Origin of the sequence: Rossellomorea sp. KS-H15a, from assembly GCF_024195245.1 — a bacterium.
GTDB lineage: Bacteria > Bacillota > Bacilli > Bacillales > Bacillaceae_B > Rossellomorea > Rossellomorea vietnamensis.
Genome location: NZ_CP096886.1, coordinates 3,151,369 through 3,171,980, shown reverse-complemented (window position 1 = coordinate 3,171,980; position 20,612 = coordinate 3,151,369). Strand labels below are relative to the sequence as shown.

The following is a 20,612-nucleotide window of genomic DNA, read 5'->3' as shown; positions in this document are numbered from 1 at the left end:
CTAATCCATAACCATGTCCACATATATTGAATCATGATATACTAATGAGTGAGGTGTACTGAATATGGATTATAAACAATTAATGGTGTCCTGGATCGAAGAGGGGACACTGAACATCCCGCAATTATTATTATCAAACTACCATACACTGGGCTTAAATGAATCAGAATTTGTCCTGCTTTTGCATATTTACGGGCACTTGGAAAAGGGAAACTATTTTCCCACACCGGAAGAGCTTTCCAGTCCCATGAGCATTTCCAGTGAATTTTGTTCATCCCTATTACGAAAGCTCATTCAACAACGATTTTTATCGATTGAAGAAGGTTCATCAGCAGAAGGGATCCTATTTGAGAAGTATTCTCTCAATCCACTATGGGAAAAGATGGCGGAATTCGTCATCCAGGATTCGAAAATGAAACAAATGCAGCAATCGATGGAAGAAGAAGCGGATATCTATACGACATTCGAACAAGAATTCGGCCGCCCTCTTTCTCCATTAGAATGTGAGACCCTGGCCATGTGGCTGGATCAGGATGATCACAATGCCATTATCATTAAAGCGGCATTGAGGGAAGCGGTCATTTCAGGGAAGCTGAACTTCAGATACATCGATCGGATCCTTTTTGAATGGAAGAAAAATGGTGTGAAGACCATTGAAGATGCACGGAGCCAAAGTCAACGCTTCAGGTCTCACCAAAAACCGGCTGCTTCGAATGAACCAGCTTCTTCTCCAAAGCGAAAATCAGTACCATTCTATAATTGGCTTGAGCAATAAAACAATGAAAGGGGACTGACTCTCACATCTTTGGGTTGGTCTCTTTTTTTGATACAATTCATTCCTTGGGTTGGAGGTAGCAGGAAACATGTTAAATAATAAACAAATACATATTTGTCTCGATGAAATGAGAAAGATGTTCCCCGATGCACATTGTGAACTCCGTCATGACAATCCCTTTGAACTCGTCATAGCAGTCCTTCTATCGGCGCAGTGTACGGATGTCCTGGTGAATAAAGTGACAAAAGGTTTATTTGAGAAATATAAAAAACCTGAGGACTATCTGGAGGTCTCATTGGAGGAAGTCCAACAGGATATACGCTCTATTGGTCTATATCGTAATAAAGCTAAAAATATCCGCAAATTATGTGAAATACTCCTTACTGAGTATGGGGGAGAAGTGCCGAAAAGACATGAGGAATTAGTGAAGCTTCCCGGCGTGGGCAGGAAGACGGCAAACGTCGTGGTTTCCGTTGCCTTTGGAGAACCCGCCTTAGCAGTCGACACCCATGTGGAACGTGTCAGTAAAAGGTTGGGAATCTGCAGGTGGAAAGACAGCGTATTGGAAGTGGAAAAAACATTAATGAAAAAAATCCCGAGAGAAGAATGGTCAGAAACCCATCACCGGTTGATTTTTTTCGGTAGGTATCATTGTAAGGCGCAATCTCCTCAATGTGAGGTTTGTCCCCTGGTAGACCTGTGCAGGGAAGGTCAGAAAAGATTAAAGAAAAAGGGCCGCATATGAGTGATACTGTCTTTCCCATTCCGAAAGAATTGCGAGATCCTTTTTTCTTTGCGGGGGATATTGTAAAGATCGATGAGAATCACGTTAAACCTTGTGAACCATTTTTCGCATATGAACTCCTTTATTACAATGGGAGGGGTGCTGATTCCCCGCCTTGGCTGGTTCAAGGGTCATGGGTTAAAGACATCCTCATGGAGTGGAAAAAAGAAGAGGAGCATCTTAACGTGCTATTCAAAGGCCGCTTAAAAGGCATACCGGAGTCAATGAAAAAAAGTATCGCCAGGTTTTATGTGCTTTTGTATTGGAGCAATAAGCATCCGGTCAGGTTGGAGAATTGGCAGTCATCAATTGAACACTTTTCCTTAAAGCCTGTTAATGTCATTGAACGTTTAACCTTCATCAGAAATAATCCGGCACTCTATCACTCGTTTATTCAGCTGTCCCAGCTTTTTGAAGAACAGCATAAGCAATATGCCAAGTATCAGGCTTTGAATCAATGGGCAAATAAATAAGGCAACGAGAGAAAATCTCTCGTTGCCTTATTTTTATTCTTGATTTCTTCTAGGTTCAGATTGAGTAGCAGGTGTACCATTGCCATCACCTGTTCCGGTCCCGGCCCCGGTATCATCTCCGGTTCCAGTTCCGCCAGTGCCATCACCGGTCGTTCCGCCATCACCGGTTCCAGTGTCACCCGCGCCGCCTGTTCCTCCGTCTCCGGTCCCGTCTCCTTCAGGTGGGGGAGTGGTACCATCCTCGTTACCTGGAGTACCGCCGTCATTGCCGGAGTTATCATCATTTCCGTTTCCTTGACCGTTACCATTGCCATTTCCATTTCCTTGGTCATTTCCGTTTCCTTGACCATTGTCGTTGTTGCCTTCATTGTCATCTTCCGGCTTTCCTTCATCCTTTTTATCCCCTTTAACTTCTACGTTTACGGATGCAGGGTTACTTCGTTGATCACCTGAAATGGCTACAACTTCAAAGGTGAAGGTACCTTCGGACTGAATGTTTTCGACATTTAATCCTTTTTTATCTGTAGTCGTCAAGACTTGTTTCGCTTCACCATTGATGGATACGGAAACTTCGAACTGTACGTCTTTTTCTTTACCGTAATCCCATGCAAGGGTGATGGTTTTATCCTTCTTATTAAATTTCCCTTTCAGTTTGGAAGGGGCATCGATTTTATCGAATTCCTTGGAAACTTTGGAAGGTTCCGTTCCCTTCACGAATAGTTCTGTGATGATTCTGTCATCAGGTGTATATTCGCTTGGCAGTCTCGCAGGATCGCTTCCCATTTCCACTTTCGATTCCACTACGCTGTCAGGCTTTTTGAAGTCAGCTGTATCGACGCCATCATGAACATAGCTCATCAAGTCACTTACGATATATTGAGCGACATGGCGATCAGTAGGGGACAGTGGAATGGATTGAGTCTTGTAACCGGTCCAAACGGCTGCCGTGTAATTGGTCGTGTATCCTACAAACCATGAATCAGGTGCACCTGATTTTGCGATGCCATATTTGTCCCGCTCTTCTTGGGAATAGTTGGTCGTACCTGATTTACCTGCCATCGGTAACCCGGGCACTTTAGCGAATTTACCCGTACCTTGCGGGTGATCGATGACGCTTTTCAGCATATCGGAAACCATATAAGCCGTGTATTCCTTCATCGCCGGTTCTGGTTTGTTCTCATTCTTTATTTCTGTTTCTCCATCGCGCAGGACGATTTTCGTTACGGTGTGAGGCTTATTATAAACACCTTCATTACCGAATGCACCATACGCACCGGCCATTTGTACGGAGTTTACACCAGGTGAAACCCCTCCAATGGAAGCTGATTCATAGTAATGGTCGAACTTCAGTCCCAGGCCATTAACGAAATCCGCCGCCTTCTCAGCTCCAACTGCCTGGAAGGCTTTTAAAGCTGTGATATTGCGGGAATCCCACAGTCCTTCACGGATGGTGATCGGCCCTTTGAATTGACCGTCGTAGTTGTTGATTTCCGTACCGTTTGAGTATTCATAAGGCTCATCTTTTAAAATATGGTAGGTTGACCATTTTAAATGTTCGATGGCAGGAGCGTAGTCAAGCAATGGCTTGATAGTCGATCCCGGCTGACGTTTGGAGTCAATGGCGTAGTTGAAACCACGCTTGACCTCGGGATCTTGTTCCCTTCCGCCACCAATGGCCCTGATTTCTCCGGTTTTCGTATCCATGAGGGTTACACCGGCCTGCATTGGCTCTTCGGCATTTTCAGGATAGCTGAAACTCGTGTTTTCACCTGCCAGGATTTCTTCCAATCGTGTTTGGGCATCCGGATCGACGGTTGTATAGACTTTTAAGCCATCGGAAAATAGGTTGTAATCTCCCATCTTCTGAACTTCATCTATCACCGCATCGACAAATGCAGGATACTTATCTCCGTTTTTCTTTTCCACATCTTCAGCCGATACCAGTCCTTTTGTAATCGGGACGGCTTGTGCGGCTTTCTTTTCTTTTTCCGTAATTTTACCGTGCTGAGCCATTAATGACAGAACGATATTTCGTCTTTTCTCTGCACTTTCAGGGTGCTTAAGAGGGTTATAATTATTCGGGCTTTGTGGAAGGCCCGCAATCATAGCCGCTTCGTGCAATTTGATATCCTTGATGTCCTTACCGTAATAATGATCTGCAGCTGTCGCCATCCCATTGATTCCGTCGGACATATAGACCTTATTGAAGTACATTTCAAAGATTTCTTCTTTTGTATATTCCTGCTCAAGTTTCAGCGCAAGCCACGCTTCCTGAGCTTTTCGCTTCAAAGTTTTCTCAGGGCTTAAAAAGGAGCCCTTGATGACTTGCTGGGTGATCGTCGAAGCACCTTCTGAACCGAATCCACCGGTCACATTGGCAATGACTGCACCACCTAAACGGATGAGATCGATACCGTTATGTTTGTAGAACCGGTTATCCTCCGTTGCAATGACGGCGTCCTGCATGACCTGAGGAATGTCGTCGAAGTTTGCGTACTCCCGTTTTTCTTTTCCTACAGTCGTGATCAGGTCTCCGTTCATATCATAAATCTCGGATGCGATCGGATCTTTCAGCAATTTTTCGTCAAGCTTTGGTGCGCTTGATGCGTAATAGGCAAATAACCCTGCACCCGCGAGCATCCCGATGATCCCGATAATAAATAATGATATAATGACGCGCTTAACCATAGAGCCTTTTTTCTTGCCCTTAGGGGATTTAGACTTCTGTTGGGCCAGGCGTTTTTCTTCCCTTGACTTATATTGACCAGCCATATTGTTTCCTCACTTTCAGGTCTTCTCTGTTTTTAGTATTGTCTAAGATTAAAAATATACTACTCATAATGAGATAAAATATAGATTAACTCATTTTTCATAAACTAAAAATATAACTGATGGACTATTTTTAAATAATCGACCCTGGGATGGAGTCCCAGTGGAATGGAGAACCCTTTCTCTTCCATTTCCTCCCGCTTGATTGATTTTCTCCCGCCACCTGCCATGCGGTCCCAGTAAACACGCAGTGCCTCGTAGGGGAGGAGGAATACCTCTTCTGAGAGGGAGAACCTTATTAGTACGAAAGTGATGCCTTCCTGCTTATGGACGGACTCCATGTGAAGAATCTGGTGTTCATGAAAATTTTGAAGGGGGAAGGACGTCTTATTTTTCGTTTCCTTCGCTTCAAAGTCAATGTATCTTCCTTTGAAGACCCCGTTATAGTCTGTCGTTGACGGCTGTTTAAAGTACGCTTCCTTTATGACGGCGGCACTCCTTGAAGGATAGTGAACATCCACAATTTGAACCGGGGTGGGTTTTTTGTGAATCACCGCTTTTTGAAACGTCAAATAATATTGATTGGTTTCATTGATATCTTCTTCCAGTGTCATCCCTCTATTGCTGTACGATACTTGTTTCGGTTTTGCCTTTGGTTTTTTTGAGGGTAATGTCGCTTCCACATATTTCTTCCCATTGGGATAATGGAATTTCATGGTAATTCACCTCGCAGACTAATCTATATCATAACAGAAACCACTCCATTTTGTGTGAATAATTGTTTACAAATCTCCTCATTCTAGGATTAGATGGGGAGGTGGGATAGGAAGGATGGATAAATTCAGCGATACTTATCGCTTTTTACCCTATTTACCTGAACCTAAACGTACAAAAGAATGGATACAGGATGTAAATCATCTGGTGGATGAATACAATCAGGATAATATATCACGCACAAAAGCTTATCAAACATTTTTTCTCCTTCATCCTGAGATCAAATGGTCTTTCCTGGCCTCTATGGTATCAAGGAATGCAGGATGGAATATGACCGATTTAAAGGGGGATATCTTTCCCGACCTCTTGAGTCATAAGACATGCGATCTTCTGTTTATGACATATGAAAGGGCGAATTGGAGCATCTTTCAGGATGCATTCCCTCAACTCCTTCTCTATCATTATTCGACGTTATATAAGAAGAAAATGTTTCATCTCTTTAAACACTTTCACATTTCACATTTCATGGAAGAGGAATGGAACCGTTTCTGGGTGGAGAGGGATGAAAGGCGATTGGTGCAGTCACTCATCATAAATGAACAGCATCTTATCCAGCGTCCGGTCATCGAACATGGGTTGTACAAGAGAAAGGTGTTTGGTTCGTCGCTCTTCTTTATAGAAGATCACTTGCATTTCAGTTCCGTCCTTTTCCCGACTTTACATGGAGACCTTTACGGGGCGAGTGTACATGGTTTCAGAAAAGTTGAAAATAGGATCAAGTTGGGAAACCTCTTATTTGAACTATTATTTCATCCTGAATACCATGGTCTTTTTCTTGAGTTTGCTTTAAAGGTCGAGCATACAGGAACCAGGACGGATTACGAGAAATACTGCCGTGGAGTACCTGATACGAATACACCTTTTCTTAAAAAGGCATACGGTCCAATAACCCATAATTGGGCTCATCGCAAAGACTGGTCCGTCGACAAAATCATTGAGGGGAACTGGTATGAAAAGCAGGAACTCCCTGGAGACGTCATCATGACAAAGTGGTTTTTCCATAAGCAGCGGCAACTGCAGAAAATGGCAGTCACCAAGAAGCTTTTCAAGGGGATATGGCCTGGTCGAAAGAAAAAGAAGATGCGGACATTTTGAAACTGTCCGCATCTTCTTTTGAATATTGAACTGATTAGAGTAGTCCAGCTCCGGCGGCTAGACCCTCGAGGTCATAAGTCAAACCATCCAAAAAGGCAAAGGGCGCCTTTCCGGATGGTTCGTCTTATGCTTGTCGGGCCTGATCAAGCCGCCTCCGCTTTCTTAGGTAGAGGGCCTGTTTTCGCCCTCTAGTTTAGGGTTGCCTTTGGATGCTTTGGTTTCGGCTTGTTGCGGCTTGGTTTGTTTGTTTTTTGGATTTTTCATTGAGTAACACCTCCACCCATAGTATTTTGAGTTTTGCTACCTTTTATTCAGGAGGTGTCGAAACATCCTGTAGGAATGTCCTATTTGCACTTTCTTTGGCGAAACGCTTCTAGTTTTGTCAGGGTGGGAGGGAAAGGAAAAAGGACGGAGAATTACTGTATTAATCCAAAAAAAAGGTGGGAGGATTCACATGCTTCCAAAACAAGATATTATGTTAAAGTTAGCTGAAATCGAAGAAAGCCTCAATCAGTTGGAACAGAGCCTGCATGACCGAATCTCAGTCGAAGAGGAAGAAGGACTTGGCACCCTAACCGATCAAATACAGAAAATGGACAGTCAATTAAGTTCATTGGAGAGAAAGACCGGATCTAAAACGGTTCTTTTGAAGAATAGAGAAAAGTCCTATGTCTTACAAAAACTTGAATTATCCTTTAAGACGTCTTAAACTGATTTTATAAGAAAGTAGCATGGTGCTACTTTTATTTTTTGTCTAGATTTTTCATGGAGGGCTTTTTTTGAAAGAATTGATACAAGTGACGGAAGAACTTCTCGTCCTGTCCGAGAAGATGATTAGTGAATATAAAAGCAGGCGCGAGTCAGGTGAAAAAGGGGACTTTTATACTGAAGTGAAGCCGTTTGCGGACGAAGTGAAAGAAAAGAATGACCGATGGAAAGGCCTGTCCCTGAATTGGATCAAAGATACGAAGCCGAAGCACATCCATTTACCTCAGATTCTCAATACGTTCGATAATATAGAAATGTTATCGGTCCACTGTTTCTTTCCTGAGTCCAGTTACAACCGGTTCATCAGTCACTTCCAATCTGTTTCGTACGTTCTCGGTACCGAACTCGATGAACTGAAAGGAAAATAAGAGGCTGCCGTATTGGCAGCCTCTTTCTTATGGAGTTGAAATCGCATTTTCTTCTATTGTATTGATCTGCTTCGCTAATCCTTTGTAGTGATAAAAGGAGATTTCATTCGAAATATAAAGTTTTTTGGCCAGTGTAAGAAGTTCTTGTTGGTCGGTTGCTTGATACTGTTTACTGCTTTCATATCTTTTCAGCAATTCGTTAAGGTCCATCTTGATTCCTCCCAATACACATATTTCTTATGAATGATCATAGCTCTTTCTATCTTCATCCTATCATAGAAAACCCTTTCTTTAAGTTGTAAGAATAGTGTAACTTCCGACATTCTTCTCAGGGTTGTCGAAAAATCTTTATGGGTTCTTTCACCATTTTTCCATTCATACATAAAATATAGTAACCACTAAATGTAGGGGGGCTAAGTATGAATTCTTCACCATATTCGAGACAGATGCAATTTCAGCCATACCCATATCACCATTTACAGCCTCAGAATATGGGTCCGATGGTGAACTATCCGACGCAGGGGATGAGACCGCCGAATTATGGACCTTATCAACCCAATTATTTACCACAGCCGGATGGACCTTATTCAGGACCCTCGAGTCAGATGAATCAATATCAGCAGTTGAATCAGCCTCAGCAAATGAATCCATATTTTGAAAATCCTCTTCAGCACAAAGAATATAATCCATATCAAATGAAAGCGATGGAACAGCAGTCCTACGCGAATCCCTACCCGAAAGCATCTTTTATGACGAAACCTTCTTCAGGAGGGGTAAGCGGCATCATGAACTCCTTTAAATCGCAGGACGGATCGCTGGATTTCAACAAAATGATGAATACGACTGGACAGATGATGGGTGCCATCAATCAAGTTTCATCTCTTGTAAAAGGCTTAGGCGGGATATTTAAATTCTAAAGAGAAAGGAGCTGCATTCACGCAGCTCCTTTCTCTTTTATTCAATTTCTATCCGCTTTCCTGATTCCTTTTTTACTTTTACTGATAATAAACCATCTTTATAGGAAGCTTTCACATTCTTTTCGTTAACGGTTCTTGGAAAGGATACGGTCCTGCTGCTTTTTCTCATGGATTGCTTTCTTCTGATTGTCTGGTGTTTTTCATTTTCTTCTGAATATATTTCTTTATGGATCACAGAAATCGTGATGTACTGAGGAAACACATCGAGTTGTATTTGCTCTCGGTTTACACCGGGAAGTTCCGCAGTGACGAGATAATGATCGTCGGCTTCACTCAATTCAACTGGGAACGAGCCAAACGGGTTGGCAGAAGATGTGAAGAATTCATCGATACTTTGTAACATGCCTTTCATCGGTCTTTCATGGAAGAATTCATTCATGGAATGCATCAGGTCACCAAAACCGCCTTTGTTTGAATCCTTGGACATGGGTATGCTCCTTTCACGGGAAACGTATTCATACTAGCCTATGCCACACCAACAAAAATGTGCATTTGTCCTATACAACCAATAAGAAAAAAGATAGAGTGGCTTTTCCCTCGTCGCATTCCCTTTTGGACAAGGATGAATATGGAAAGGTGGTTTTTTTACTTTAGTTTCGAACATAGATTCGGTAAAATGAGTAGGAGAGGTGATAGAGATGTTTAAGAGGAACAACCTTCAGCAGTTGATTGAATATTTTAAGAAAGATCCTGATTTCAATAAACAGATTGTTCATTGGCATACAATTGATGAAAAACCTGCTCAATTGGTAGACTTGCCATTTGAAATAGATGAAAGAATTAAAAAAGCGTTGCACAGGAGAGGGGTGGAACGGCTATATACCCATCAAAGTTCCGCTTTCCAGCTTGCCATGGAAGGGAAAAGTTTCACAGCCGTCACACCAACCGCTTCTGGTAAGACCCTTTGCTACAATCTTCCTGTACTTCAAACCATTCTGGATCAGCCGGATTCCCGTGCATTGTATATCTTCCCTACGAAGGCACTTGCCCAGGACCAGAAGAGTGAGCTGAACGAAATCATCGCAGAGGCCGAGGTTTCCATCAATAGCTATACATACGACGGGGACACAGCTGCAAATATCCGTCAAAAGGTGAGGAAGGCCGGACATATCGTCATTACAAATCCTGATATGCTGCATTCGGCGATCCTTCCTCACCATACGAAATGGGTGTCCCTCTTTGAGAACCTGAAATACGTCATTATCGATGAACTTCATATATATAGAGGGGTGTTTGGGTCCCATGTAAGCAATGTGATCAGAAGACTGAAACGCATTTGTGAGTTTTACGGAGCTTCACCCGTATTCATCTGTACATCCGCAACGATCGCCAATCCTAAAGAACTGGCGGAGCAATTGACAGGAACGGAAATGAATTTAATAGACAATAACGGGGCCCCTAGTGCAAAGAAACATTTCGTTTTCTACAATCCCCCCATCGTCAATAAACCCCTCAATATCCGTCGCAGTGCAACGCTCGAGGTGAGGAGAATCGCTGGCGAGCTATTGAAAAATAAAGTGCAAACCATCATATTCGCGAGAAGTAGAGTGCGGGTGGAGATCATTCTGACCTATTTACAAGAGTTGGTGAAAAGTCAATTAGGTGCGAAATCGATCAGGGGCTACCGGGGTGGGTATCTTCCCACCCAGCGAAGAGAAATTGAAAGAGGCTTGAGGCAGGGTGATATATATGGGGTTGTCAGTACAAATGCCCTTGAACTGGGTGTCGACATCGGCCAATTGCAAGTATGTATCATGACGGGATATCCCGGCACGATCGCAAGTGCCTGGCAGCAGGCAGGAAGGGCGGGGAGAAGACATGGTGAGTCCCTGGTCATCATGGTGGCGAGCTCCAGTCCGCTGGATCAATTCATCATCGAACACCCGGATTATTTCTTTGAGCAGACTCCTGAAACCGCGCGGATCAATCCTGATAATTTAATCATTCTCATCGATCATATCAAGTGTGCTGCTTATGAGTTGCCCTTCAGGGAAGGAGAGCAATTTGGCAGTCATGAAATGGAAGATATACTGGAATTTCTCGTAGAAGAGCGGGTCGTTCATAAAAATGGTGACAAGTGGTATTGGATGAACGATGTTTTCCCTGCACATAACATCAGTCTTCGTTCGGCATCGCAGGAAAATGTCATCATCATCGATCAAACCGATATTTCAGCCGTGAAGGTCATCGGGGAAATGGACCGTTTCTCAGCCATGACTTTACTTCATGATGAAGCGATCTATTTACATCAAGGTGTACAGTTCCAAGTGGAGAAGCTGGACTGGGAGGAAAAGAAGGCATTCGTAAGGGAAGTGGACGTGGATTATTTTACGGACGCCAATCTGGCCGTCCAATTAAGGGTACTCGAAACAGACAAAATGAGAGAGTCAGACATGTTCGATGTGGCATTCGGGGATGTGACAGTTCAAGCGATGGCCACGATTTTCAAAAAAATCAAATTTGATACCCATGAAAATATCGGATCAGGTCCGATTCATCTACCTGAAGAGGAGCTCCATACAAGTTCCAGCTGGATTTCATTAAAAGACGCAGAATCTTTCAGCCAGGAAAGGCTTGAAGAGGGGCTTATCGGGGCTTCCCAAAGCTTGAAATCGATCATCCCATTATTTGTCATGTGCGACCCGAGCGATATTTTTGTGGTTCCACAAATCAAGGCTGCCCATAATGAGCTGCCCACCATCTTTATTTACGACCGGTATCCTGGCGGCATCGGGCTCAGTGAAAAGGTATATGAACAGATAGAGAAGATTCTTGTAGAGACGACTTCCATGATTGAGCGATGCCCATGCCAAAGCGGCTGTCCGTCCTGTATCGGGATGGAGCATTCTATGGATTCGGCGAAACTTGACTCTTTGAAACTTCTTCGTCAATTCCTTCAATGAAAAATGGAAGGAGGAAACCGATATGTCATTGAAAAATAAATTAACAAGAATGAAAAAGCATATTATCCGGGAAGAAGACGGGGAGCCTGCAGGTCGACCTGCAGACCATTCAGCAGATCTCCCCTTTTGGGATCTATGGAAAGAAAATGGAACGACTGCGTATTATATTGATGATGATTATTGCCTGGTAAAGGAAAAGCGTTATCCCATTCATCACCAACATGGGGATTACACCTTTAAGGATTTTATAAAAGCCGTTGATGCATGGCAGGGGTTTACAGGGGACCATCCCCTGTCTTCCAAAGGTCTTAGTCATGAAGATATGTTTTTTTTCGATACGGAAACGACAGGACTTGGCGGAGGGGTGGGAAATACCATCTTCCTTTTGGGACATGGAAGAGTAACGGATAAAGAAGTGATCGTCACGCAGCACTTCCTTCCGCAGCCGGGAAGCGAAATCCCTTTATACCACAGCTTCTTGAGCAATGTGGATTACAATACCCTGGTGACGTACAATGGGAAAGCCTTTGATTGGCCCCAGGTCAAGACAAGGCATACCCTTATTAAGGATCATGTACCGAAACTGCCTGGATTTGGGCATTTTGACCTTTACCACGGTTCCAGAAGACTCTTTAAGCATAAATTGGACTCCGTCAAGCTCATGAACGTTGAAAGGAACATCCTTGGGTTTAACAGGATTGATGATGTGCCCGGATACCTTGCACCCATGATTTATTTCGACTATATCGAGCGTAGAGACCCTGAAGGGATCTTCAAGGTCATGACCCACAACGAGCTGGATATCTTATCCCTCATCACGCTTTATACACATCTGACGTTCCAGCTCTTGAACGTCCATGACAAGGCGACAGGGCATGAACGGTTCGAAGTCGGCAGATGGCTTGAGTATACGGGTAACAGGAAAATAGCCAAGGAACGCTACGAGGAAATCATTAAAGAGAACGGAGAGCCGAACTTTAAGGCAGTACACCAGCTTGCCCTTCAATATAAAAAAGAAAAACGGGAACAAAAGGCTATTGAGTTGTGGGAGGGCATCCATGAAAATGCACCTGTTCCCATACGGAAAGTGGTCCTGTTGGAATTGGCCAAATTGTATGAGCACAAAACAAAGGACCTGCAGCGTGCTCTGGAGATGTGCAACCGCCTTCTGGCTCTGGCGGAACATACAGGGGAAACAAAGGGGAAGCACCTCAAAATAGTAGGAAATCTGAATCATCGCAAGGTTAGGATCGAGAATAAAATAGACAAAAATATAGGTTTTGTTACCCGAAGGAGCGAAGAGGAAAATTTATAGAGTGAAAGTGGTTCCATCTTCTTATTTTTATATTGAGAATTTTCTAAAGTAGATGTAAAATAATTAATTGTGTTGAAAATTTTTTATGAAAAAAGGAATGATGAAAGTGAACCGTGCCATCTTAATTTTGTTCTTTGTCGTCATTGGTTTAACAGCCTTTGTTTTTACCAATTATTCACAAAGTTTATATAGCTTGATGTAAGTATTCGCAAATAGCTCCTAAAAATAGGTATTTGCATTAGTACATGTACCCTCTTCGTTTCATAGGCTATAAGTGTAATCACTAAGAGATGAAAGGAGAGCGTTACGATGTATTGTAGACCAAGACCTAATCAAGTGCTTCCTGCAGTTATGCACCCGACGAAATGTTGTGTGAATCACAACATGACTACCTATGAGGTGCCTCATATTCACCCGACACACACAACCAATGTGAATAATGTCATGTATCAACATAAACATTATTTCCCTCACACTCAATCTCAAGTAGACAGTGTGTCTCACCAGCAGTTTAATTGTGGTGGGGGACCAGGAGGCCCAGGAGGCCCAGTAGGACCGGGAGGCCCGGGATTCGGACCTCGTCCAAGACCGCCATTCGGACCATACGGTATGGGAAGATAATATCATCATGATATCAGAGGGATGACTCTAAAGACTGCATTCAGTGATACAGTGCCCGGCACTGTATCACTTTCCTAAGGAGGATGCAGTATTTATGGAGGCATCTCTTCTTTTTTATGGCGAGAGATCCCGAGATGGATATTTCCCCGTCTCAGAAATCCGTGAAATATGATACAATAGAGTGAGAAGGTTTGGGGTACGCTAGTAAAGAGAATCGAAGGTGCCCAAAGTTTATTAAAGGGGTTTTCCATGTGGGGAATGTTGCATGCATTACTGGATATAAATCCTTTGAATTAGGAATTTTCAAGCAGGATGACAAAGCGGTTCATTACATAAAACAAGCATTGAAGAAAGAACTGGTATCCCTCCTGGATGAAGGATTAGAATGGGTCCTCATCAGCGGGCAGCTTGGTGTAGAGCTCTGGGGAGCGGAAGTTGTATATGAGCTTCAGGAAGACTACGCTGATCTTAAACTTGCCGTGCTGACCCCTTTTATTTCTCAGGAGGAAAACTGGAACGAACAGAATAAGGAATACTATGAACTGATTCTTTCTCAAGCCGATTTTGTCGAAACCATCTCGAAGGATCCTTATAAGAATCCTCAGCAGTTCCGTAACAAGAATCAATTATTTTTACACAAAAGCCATTCGTGTGTGATTCTATACGATGAGGAAAAAGAAGGCTCGCCTAAATATTTCTATGAAGAAGCGAAAAAAAAGAAACAATCCGACCCATCTTTTGACCTCAGGGCAATCAGCTTCCATGATTTACAGTGGATCGTTGAAGAGGAACAGTGGAAGAGAGACTGATGAATCATGCTTTCACGATTTTTTTAGAGGGGTTGGAATCACGGAAGTATGAAATACAATTGACAAATTGACGGTTATTTGAAAAAATGATAGTGATAAATATAGAGGTGAATAGAATGATCTCAGATAAAGTGAAGTTAACGGCAAAGGATATTCTTGAAAAAGAGTTCAAAAGTGGAATGCGGGGATATAAGCCGGAAGATGTGGATAAATTTTTAGATTTGATTATTAAAGACTATGAAACCTTTCATCAGGAGATAGAAGACTTACAGCAGGAAAACCTGCGATTGAAAAAGCAGGCTGAGGGTGCTTTGAAACAACAGCGTTCAGCGGCTCCGCCTCAACAGACCGGAACCACGAATTTCGATATTTTAAAACGTTTGTCTAATTTAGAGAAACACGTTTTTGGTAACAAATTATACGACTGATATTTCCAGTTGAATTATTGGGGGATTTACCGTATAATTAGGTATTGCTGATCCTTAATGGTGTTTGGGTAATCGCTGCAACGATTCGTTGTAGAGGAAAGTCCATGCTCGCACGGTGCTGAGATGCACGTAGTGTTCGTGCCTAGCCAATTCATAAGCTAGGGCAGTCCAACCCGGGCTGACGGCAGGGAAAACACCTACGTCCTTTACGGAGGATATGGTGTGACTACTTTGAAAGTGCCACAGTGACGAAGTCCTGTTAGAAATGGCAGGAGTGGAACGAGGTAAACCCCACGAGCGAGAAACCCAAATTTGGTAGGGGAATCCTCTCAAAGGAATTGAACGAAGAGAGGGACAAAGGAATTTCCTTTGTAGATAGATGATTACCACCCGAGTACGAGACGAACAGTCGCCTGCAGTACAACGGAACAAAACATGGCTTACAGAACACTATTACGGGATAAGAGCAATATGGATTAAATAATGCAAGTGACTGATACATGCAGGTAATACACTGCTCTTTTGTATCAGTCCTTTTTATTTTACAGGAAACCGGACCATACTAGTGGTAGTGGCATATTAATGAACGGGGTGACAAAGATGAGTACATATACGTTGATCGCAACGGCAGCGATGGGCTTAGAATCCATTGTTGCCAAAGAAGTGAAGGAATTGGGATATGAATGTCAGGTCGAAAATGGAAAGGTCATCTTCAAGGGAGATGAAACGGCCATTGCACGGGCCAATATGTGGTTGAGAACCGCTGATAGAATCAAAATCCTTGTCGGTGAGTTCAAGGCTTATTCCTTTGACGAACTATTTGAAAATACAAAGAAGCTTCCGTGGGAGGACTTTCTCCCTGTAGATGCAGAGTTCCCGGTGCAGGGGAAATCCGTTAAATCAAAACTTTACAGTGTCCCAGATTGTCAGGCCATCGTGAAAAAAGCGATAGTGGAACGGCTGCGAACGGCCTACAAGCGATCGTCATGGCTGGACGAAACCGGTCCTCTATTCAAGATTGAAGTGGCCATCCACAAAGACGTGGCAAGCATCACCCTGGATACAAGTGGTCAAGGTCTCCATAAACGGGGTTATAGAATCGGACAAGGTGAAGCGCCTTTAAAGGAAACGCTGGCAGCTGCCCTTATTCAATTAACGACCTGGAATCCAGATCGTCCTTTCGTGGATCCATTCTGCGGTTCAGGGACCATTGCCATCGAAGCTGCGCTGATCGGACAAAATATCGCTCCCGGCTTCAATCGTGAATTTCTGTCAGAAAAGTGGCCGTTGATGCCTGCCGATGTGTGGGAGAAAACGCGTCTGGAAGCCGAGGATTTGGCAAACTATGATCAGCCCCTTGAAATACTGGGTACCGACATCGATCATCGAATGATTGAAGTTTCCAAAGAGAATGCCCTGGAAGCAGGACTTGGGGACCTGGTGAAATTCAAGCAAATGCAAGTGCGTGATTTCACTTCGGAATTAGAATACGGCATCATCGTCGGAAACCCTCCATATGGTGAACGTCTGGGTGAACGGAAAGAAGTAGAGAAAATGTATCAAGAAATGGGAAGGGCCTTTGAAAAATTGGATACATGGTCTGTTTACATGCTGACGTCCCATGAAAATTTTGAACAATGCTACGGGAAACAAGCTACAAAAAAACGGAAATTGTTCAATGGATTTATAAGGACAGACTATTATCAATTTTTCGGGCCGCGCCCCCCAAGAAAGTGATCTGATTCGTATTGTTGGAAAAAGATGATGAAGTTGAGAATAACCCTTTCATTTCCTGCGTATAATAGTTCTATCATTTTTAGAGGAGTGAAAGAGGATGGACCATTCTTTCATCGATTTCCACAAAATCTATCAAGCCTTACAAAGCTCTATTTCTTCCATTTCAGGTGAAGAAGCGGAGGCCGTACATCTTGACCTTCATGAAGCATCCAAAAACCTGGATCAGGCATTTCAGTATGAATTATTAAAAAAGAGAATATACGACTGAGTGCACTCTCTCCGAAGCTAGAGACATCCATACAACTGGTAGACTCACCCTTTGTATGGAGAGTCTCTTTTCTTTTTGGGTAGAATGTACTTCTTATTATAGAAAGTCCTTAGATAAAATATCGGTTACACCTTTTCAATAAGAATGAATTCTAGTAAATTAGAAATATTGTGTCATGCAGGAGGTTCATATGAGAAGAAAATTACCATTCGAATTAACCAAGGAGCAATCCTTTTATGAAGCATTATCCGATTGGGTCGGGGATGTTTTTTATGATATATTGCCAGAGAAAGGATTTGACCTGCGGGATGAACAGGTTTTCATGGCCTTTCAACTAAATCAGGCATACAAGAATAAGCAGGTCATGTTTGCAGAAGCAGGTGTTGGAACAGGGAAAACCCTTGTGTATCTATTATATGCCCTTTCCTATGCAAGGTATACGGGAAAGCCTGCCATCATTGCTTGTGCGGATGAAACCCTCATCGAGCAGATCGTCAAAAAAGAAGGGGATATAGAGAAGCTTGAGAATGCACTGGATCTTGATATAGATGTCCGTCTGGCCAAATCGAGGGAGCAATATCTTTGTATCAAGAAGTTAGAAGAGAATGCTTCTCAAAAGGATGTCTATCAGGAGATGTGGGAAGAATTGCCGGGCTTCGTCCATGACAATTCCTCTATGAGAAGCTTCACTCATTACGGGGATCGTAAAGAATATGCCGGCTTGTCAGATGAAGAGTGGAGTTCTGTAGGCTGGGATTCCCTTCAGGACTGCATGTCCTGTGCCTATCGTCATCGCTGTGGACTTACGCTTCATCGTGAGCATTATCGGAATGCGTCTGACTTGATCATTTGTTCCCATGATTTTTATATGGAACATATCTGGACGAAAGACAGCAGAAAGCGGGAAGGTCAGCTGCCGCTCCTTCCGGAAGCAAGCTCAGTGGTCTTTGACGAAGGGCATCTGTTGGAATTTGCTTCACAGAAAGCGATGACCTACCGGATGAGGATGGAGACTCTTGAGGGACTGTTAGAAAAGCTGTCTTCATCTGATATGAGGGAGGAGACTCTTTATATCATTGAAGATATCATGCTCGACAATGAAAAGTGGTTCGGGCTTCTGGAGAAAGATTCCAAAGGGGAAACTGGATCCGACAGGCAGTATATCACGCGTTCAGAGGCGATTTTGCAGCAGGCCAGGTCTCTTACGGAAAAAATCGAGAACCTGCTGAATGAGCTTGTTTTTGAAAGCGAAATGTATGTGATGGATGATTACCTGTTAAAAGTAGTGGAAGAATATCTGGAACAGATTCAGTATTCTTTGAAACTGTTCTTAGATGATGAAAAAGGAATCTACTGGCTGGAAACATCAGAGGAAGAACACACCTTTGTGGTGATGCCGAGATTAGTCGAAGAAATTCTAAAAGAACAGGTTTTCAGTCAAAACATCCCATTTATCTTTTCTTCAGCCACCCTTTCCTATAATGGGGACTTTTCTTATGTGTCCCGATCACTGGGGATTGAGACATATGAAAAATTCTCAGTGGAATCCCCTTATGAATATGAGGAGATGATGAGGGCACATATTCCTTCATTGGATTCCGGTGTCGATTCGAAAAATCAATATGTTTGGGAAAAATTACAGAGTAATCAAGGGAAATCATTGATTCTTTTTACATCTAAGGATGAGATGAACGCCTTTAGGGCCTATCAGATTCAGCAGCCGGATCAAAACTGGAGTGTCATCTATGAAGGTGACCGTGAAATCAGTGATACGGTGGAACAGTTCCAGCAGGAAACGTCTACGGTCCTATGTTCCTATCACCTATGGGAAGGATTGGACGTGCCGGGGGATTCCCTTTCACAAGTGATCATTTACTCACTTCCTTTCCCGCCAAAAGACCCTGTCTTTGATGCGAAACGAAAGCATGCCACTCATTCCGTGGAAGAGGTGGATCTTCCTTACATGATGCTTCGTCTGAGACAGGGAATCGGACGTCTGATTCGGACAAGTGATGACAAGGGGAGTGTTCACGTTCTGTTGAATGATGATGAAACCACATATAGAGAATTGGCAGAGTCCGTCCTTCCCGTTGGAATCGAAGTGTTGAACGTATAATAGAGTGAACCGAAACCGCCTGAATAGGCGGTTTTTTAAATTGTTCTGGACCCAAGTTGCCAGAAAAATATGATAAAATAGATTGAATGTTAAAAAAAGGGGGCTTTTTGAATGAAAGAATCTATACTAGAGACAAAAGATCAATTTCACGAATATGCAAAAAAAATGTCGGCCTACAACGAAGCACTTGGGTTGATGTTCTGGGATTTGCGTACAGGCGCACCAAAAAATGGGGCTGAACAACGGTCAGAAGTGATTGGTATGCTTTCATCGGAGTTGTTCGAGATGTCCACTTCCAATGAAATGGCCGCTTACTTAGCGAAACTATCTCCAGTGATGGATCAACTGGATCCCATGACACAAAAACTGATAGAAGAGTGTCAAAAAGAGTACGATCGAAATAAAAAGATTCCCGTCTCTGAATACAGAGAATACGTGGTATTGCAGTCGAAAGCGGAAGGGAAATGGGAAGAAGCGAAAGAAAAAGCGGATTTTGATATGTTCAAGCCTTATTTAGAAAAGCTTGTGGCTTTCACAAAACGCTTCATTGATTATTGGGGATACGAAGATAATAAATACAATACATTACTGGATATGTATGAGCCGGGTGTGACGGTAGAGGTATTGGATAAGGTGTTTGGAGATCTTCGTGATCAGATTGTCCCACTCGTACATAAGATTTCAAAATCGGAACATAAGCCAAAAACCGATTTCCTTTTTGAACACTTTCCAAAGGAACGTCAAAAGGATTTCAGTTTAAAAATTCTTGAACAAATGGGGTATGATTTCAATTCAGGAAGACTGGATGAAACGGTCCATCCGTTCGCGATTGGTTTGAACCCTGGTGATGTAAGGGTAACAACTAAATATGACGAAAAGGATTGGAGGACAGCCGTCTTCGGAACAATCCACGAAGGTGGACATGCCCTGTATGAACAGAACATTTCAAAGGATTTAATGGGCACACCCCTTTGTACAGGAACATCCATGGGTATCCATGAGTCTCAATCCCTGTTTTATGAAAATTTTGTTGGCAGGGACCATTCTTTCTGGAAGCAAAATTATGCGTTATTGAAGGATCATTCGACTGGACAGTTTGATTCTGTTGAATTGGACGATTTCTACAGAGCGATCAATGAATCGAAGCCTTCGTTGATCCGGATCGAAGCAGATGAATTAACATATGCCCTCCATATCATCATCCGCTATGAAATTGAAAAAGGATTGTTCAATGATGAGATTGAAGTGAAGGATCTTCCTGAAATCTGGAATCAGAAGTATGAAGAGTACTTAGGTATCCGTCCTTCCCATAATGGAGAAGGTGTCCTCCAGGATGTTCATTGGGCAGGTGGAAGCTTTGGTTATTTTCCGTCATACGCGCTTGGGTATATGTATGCTGCTCAGTTAAAGCGTGCAATGGTAGAAGATATTCCCCATTATGAAGAGCTCCTGGAAAAAGGGGATCTTGCTCCCGTGAGAGAATGGTTGACCGAACATGTTCATCAATGGGGCAAGATGAAAAAACCGCTTGAAATCATCAGGGAAGTGACTGGAGAAGGGCTCAATGCCCAATACTTGGCCGATTATTTAACGGAGAAGTATTCAAAGGTATATTCCTTAAATTAACTATTG

At 43.0% G+C, this 20,612-nt stretch carries 20 protein-coding genes and 1 other RNA gene; 17 read left to right on the top strand and 4 right to left on the bottom strand.

The annotated features are described in order from the left end of the window. The first annotated feature begins 64 nt into the window (after positions 1 to 64). The 3 genes from M1J35_RS16205 (at position 65) to M1J35_RS16195 (ending at position 2,032) form a co-directional block, all read left to right on the top strand. Entirely contained in the window at positions 65 to 775 is a 711-nt protein-coding gene (locus M1J35_RS16205) for a DnaD domain-containing protein (RefSeq protein ID WP_224519646.1), read from the top strand. Positions 776 to 863: 88 nt separating this feature from the next. Then, positions 864 to 1,520, top strand: a complete 657-nt coding sequence (gene nth, locus M1J35_RS16200) for an endonuclease III (RefSeq protein ID WP_254651738.1) — start codon at positions 864 to 866, stop codon at positions 1,518 to 1,520. Then, positions 1,517 to 2,032, top strand: a complete 516-nt coding sequence (locus M1J35_RS16195) for a YpoC family protein (protein ID WP_254651737.1) — start codon at positions 1,517 to 1,519, stop codon at positions 2,030 to 2,032. Before nth ends, M1J35_RS16195 begins: the two co-directional genes overlap by 4 nt. Positions 2,033 to 2,065: 33 nt before the next feature. Here M1J35_RS16195 and M1J35_RS16190 read toward each other — a convergent pair whose 3' ends face one another. Both M1J35_RS16190 and recU read right to left on the bottom strand, forming a co-directional pair. Further along, positions 2,066 to 4,804 carry a transglycosylase domain-containing protein gene (locus M1J35_RS16190; RefSeq protein WP_254651736.1) on the bottom strand — a complete coding sequence of 913 codons (2,739 nt, stop codon included), beginning with the start codon at positions 4,802 to 4,804 and terminating at the stop codon, positions 2,066 to 2,068. Between the two features lie 104 nt (positions 4,805 to 4,908). Next, positions 4,909 to 5,517: a Holliday junction resolvase RecU gene (gene recU, locus M1J35_RS16185; RefSeq protein WP_034758455.1), complete on the bottom strand. Its 609-nt coding sequence runs from the start codon at positions 5,515 to 5,517 to the stop codon at positions 4,909 to 4,911. A 115-nt stretch (positions 5,518 to 5,632) separates the two neighbouring features. On the opposite strand from recU, the gene M1J35_RS16180 reads away from it, so the two are divergent. The 3 genes from M1J35_RS16180 (at position 5,633) to M1J35_RS16170 (ending at position 7,806) form a co-directional block, all read left to right on the top strand. Then, positions 5,633 to 6,670: a DUF2515 family protein gene (locus M1J35_RS16180; protein ID WP_224519650.1), complete on the top strand. Its 1,038-nt coding sequence runs from the start codon at positions 5,633 to 5,635 to the stop codon at positions 6,668 to 6,670. 454 nt (positions 6,671 to 7,124) lie between these two features. Further along, positions 7,125 to 7,379, top strand: a complete 255-nt coding sequence (locus M1J35_RS16175) for a hypothetical protein (protein ID WP_224519651.1) — start codon at positions 7,125 to 7,127, stop codon at positions 7,377 to 7,379. Between the two features lie 70 nt (positions 7,380 to 7,449). Next, positions 7,450 to 7,806 carry a YppE family protein gene (locus tag M1J35_RS16170; RefSeq protein WP_254651735.1) on the top strand — a complete coding sequence of 119 codons (357 nt, stop codon included), beginning with the start codon at positions 7,450 to 7,452 and terminating at the stop codon, positions 7,804 to 7,806. Between the two features lie 27 nt (positions 7,807 to 7,833). Here the strand turns inward: M1J35_RS16170 and yppF are convergent, their stop codons facing one another. Next, the gene (yppF, locus tag M1J35_RS16165; protein WP_224519653.1) at positions 7,834 to 8,016 is read right to left on the bottom strand and encodes a YppF family protein; all 183 of its coding nucleotides are present in this window, start codon (positions 8,014 to 8,016) and stop codon (positions 7,834 to 7,836) included. A gap of 209 nt (positions 8,017 to 8,225) precedes the next feature. Between yppF and M1J35_RS16160 the strand changes: the two genes are divergently transcribed. After that, entirely contained in the window at positions 8,226 to 8,723 is a 498-nt protein-coding gene (locus M1J35_RS16160; protein ID WP_254651734.1) for a YppG family protein, read from the top strand. A 37-nt stretch (positions 8,724 to 8,760) separates the two neighbouring features. Here the strand turns inward: M1J35_RS16160 and M1J35_RS16155 are convergent, their stop codons facing one another. Beyond that, positions 8,761 to 9,210, bottom strand: a complete 450-nt coding sequence (locus M1J35_RS16155) for an Hsp20/alpha crystallin family protein (RefSeq protein ID WP_224519655.1) — start codon at positions 9,208 to 9,210, stop codon at positions 8,761 to 8,763. 211 nt (positions 9,211 to 9,421) lie between these two features. On the opposite strand from M1J35_RS16155, the gene M1J35_RS16150 reads away from it, so the two are divergent. The 10 genes from M1J35_RS16150 (at position 9,422) to M1J35_RS16105 (ending at position 20,606) form a co-directional block, all read left to right on the top strand. Further along, a complete protein-coding gene (locus M1J35_RS16150; RefSeq protein ID WP_224519656.1) occupies positions 9,422 to 11,686 on the top strand; it encodes a DEAD/DEAH box helicase in 2,265 nt (754 codons plus the stop codon). 22 nt (positions 11,687 to 11,708) lie between these two features. Beyond that, positions 11,709 to 13,001, top strand: coding sequence for a ribonuclease H-like domain-containing protein (locus M1J35_RS16145; protein ID WP_229592424.1), 1,293 nt, complete (start codon positions 11,709 to 11,711; stop codon positions 12,999 to 13,001). A gap of 309 nt (positions 13,002 to 13,310) precedes the next feature. Then, a complete protein-coding gene (locus M1J35_RS16140) occupies positions 13,311 to 13,622 on the top strand; it encodes a CotD family spore coat protein (RefSeq protein WP_079534565.1) in 312 nt (103 codons plus the stop codon). Positions 13,623 to 13,873: 251 nt separating this feature from the next. Next, entirely contained in the window at positions 13,874 to 14,431 is a 558-nt protein-coding gene (locus M1J35_RS16135) for an SLOG family protein (protein WP_224519658.1), read from the top strand. Between the two features lie 116 nt (positions 14,432 to 14,547). Beyond that, positions 14,548 to 14,859 (top strand): cell division regulator GpsB, encoded by a 312-nt coding sequence (gpsB, locus tag M1J35_RS16130; protein ID WP_034758475.1) that lies wholly within the window; start codon positions 14,548 to 14,550, stop codon positions 14,857 to 14,859. 60 nt (positions 14,860 to 14,919) lie between these two features. Beyond that, positions 14,920 to 15,307, top strand: an RNA gene (rnpB, locus tag M1J35_RS16125) — RNase P RNA component class B. Positions 15,308 to 15,459: 152 nt separating this feature from the next. Beyond that, the gene (locus M1J35_RS16120; RefSeq protein ID WP_254651733.1) at positions 15,460 to 16,596 is read left to right on the top strand and encodes a THUMP domain-containing class I SAM-dependent RNA methyltransferase; all 1,137 of its coding nucleotides are present in this window, start codon (positions 15,460 to 15,462) and stop codon (positions 16,594 to 16,596) included. 97 nt (positions 16,597 to 16,693) lie between these two features. Beyond that, positions 16,694 to 16,864, top strand: coding sequence for a hypothetical protein (locus M1J35_RS16115; protein WP_156029993.1), 171 nt, complete (start codon positions 16,694 to 16,696; stop codon positions 16,862 to 16,864). Positions 16,865 to 17,054: 190 nt separating this feature from the next. Continuing rightward, entirely contained in the window at positions 17,055 to 18,980 is a 1,926-nt protein-coding gene (locus M1J35_RS16110) for an ATP-dependent DNA helicase (RefSeq protein ID WP_254651732.1), read from the top strand. A 111-nt stretch (positions 18,981 to 19,091) separates the two neighbouring features. Further along, positions 19,092 to 20,606 carry a carboxypeptidase M32 gene (locus M1J35_RS16105; RefSeq protein WP_254651731.1) on the top strand — a complete coding sequence of 505 codons (1,515 nt, stop codon included), beginning with the start codon at positions 19,092 to 19,094 and terminating at the stop codon, positions 20,604 to 20,606. Positions 20,607 to 20,612 lie beyond the last annotated feature (6 nt).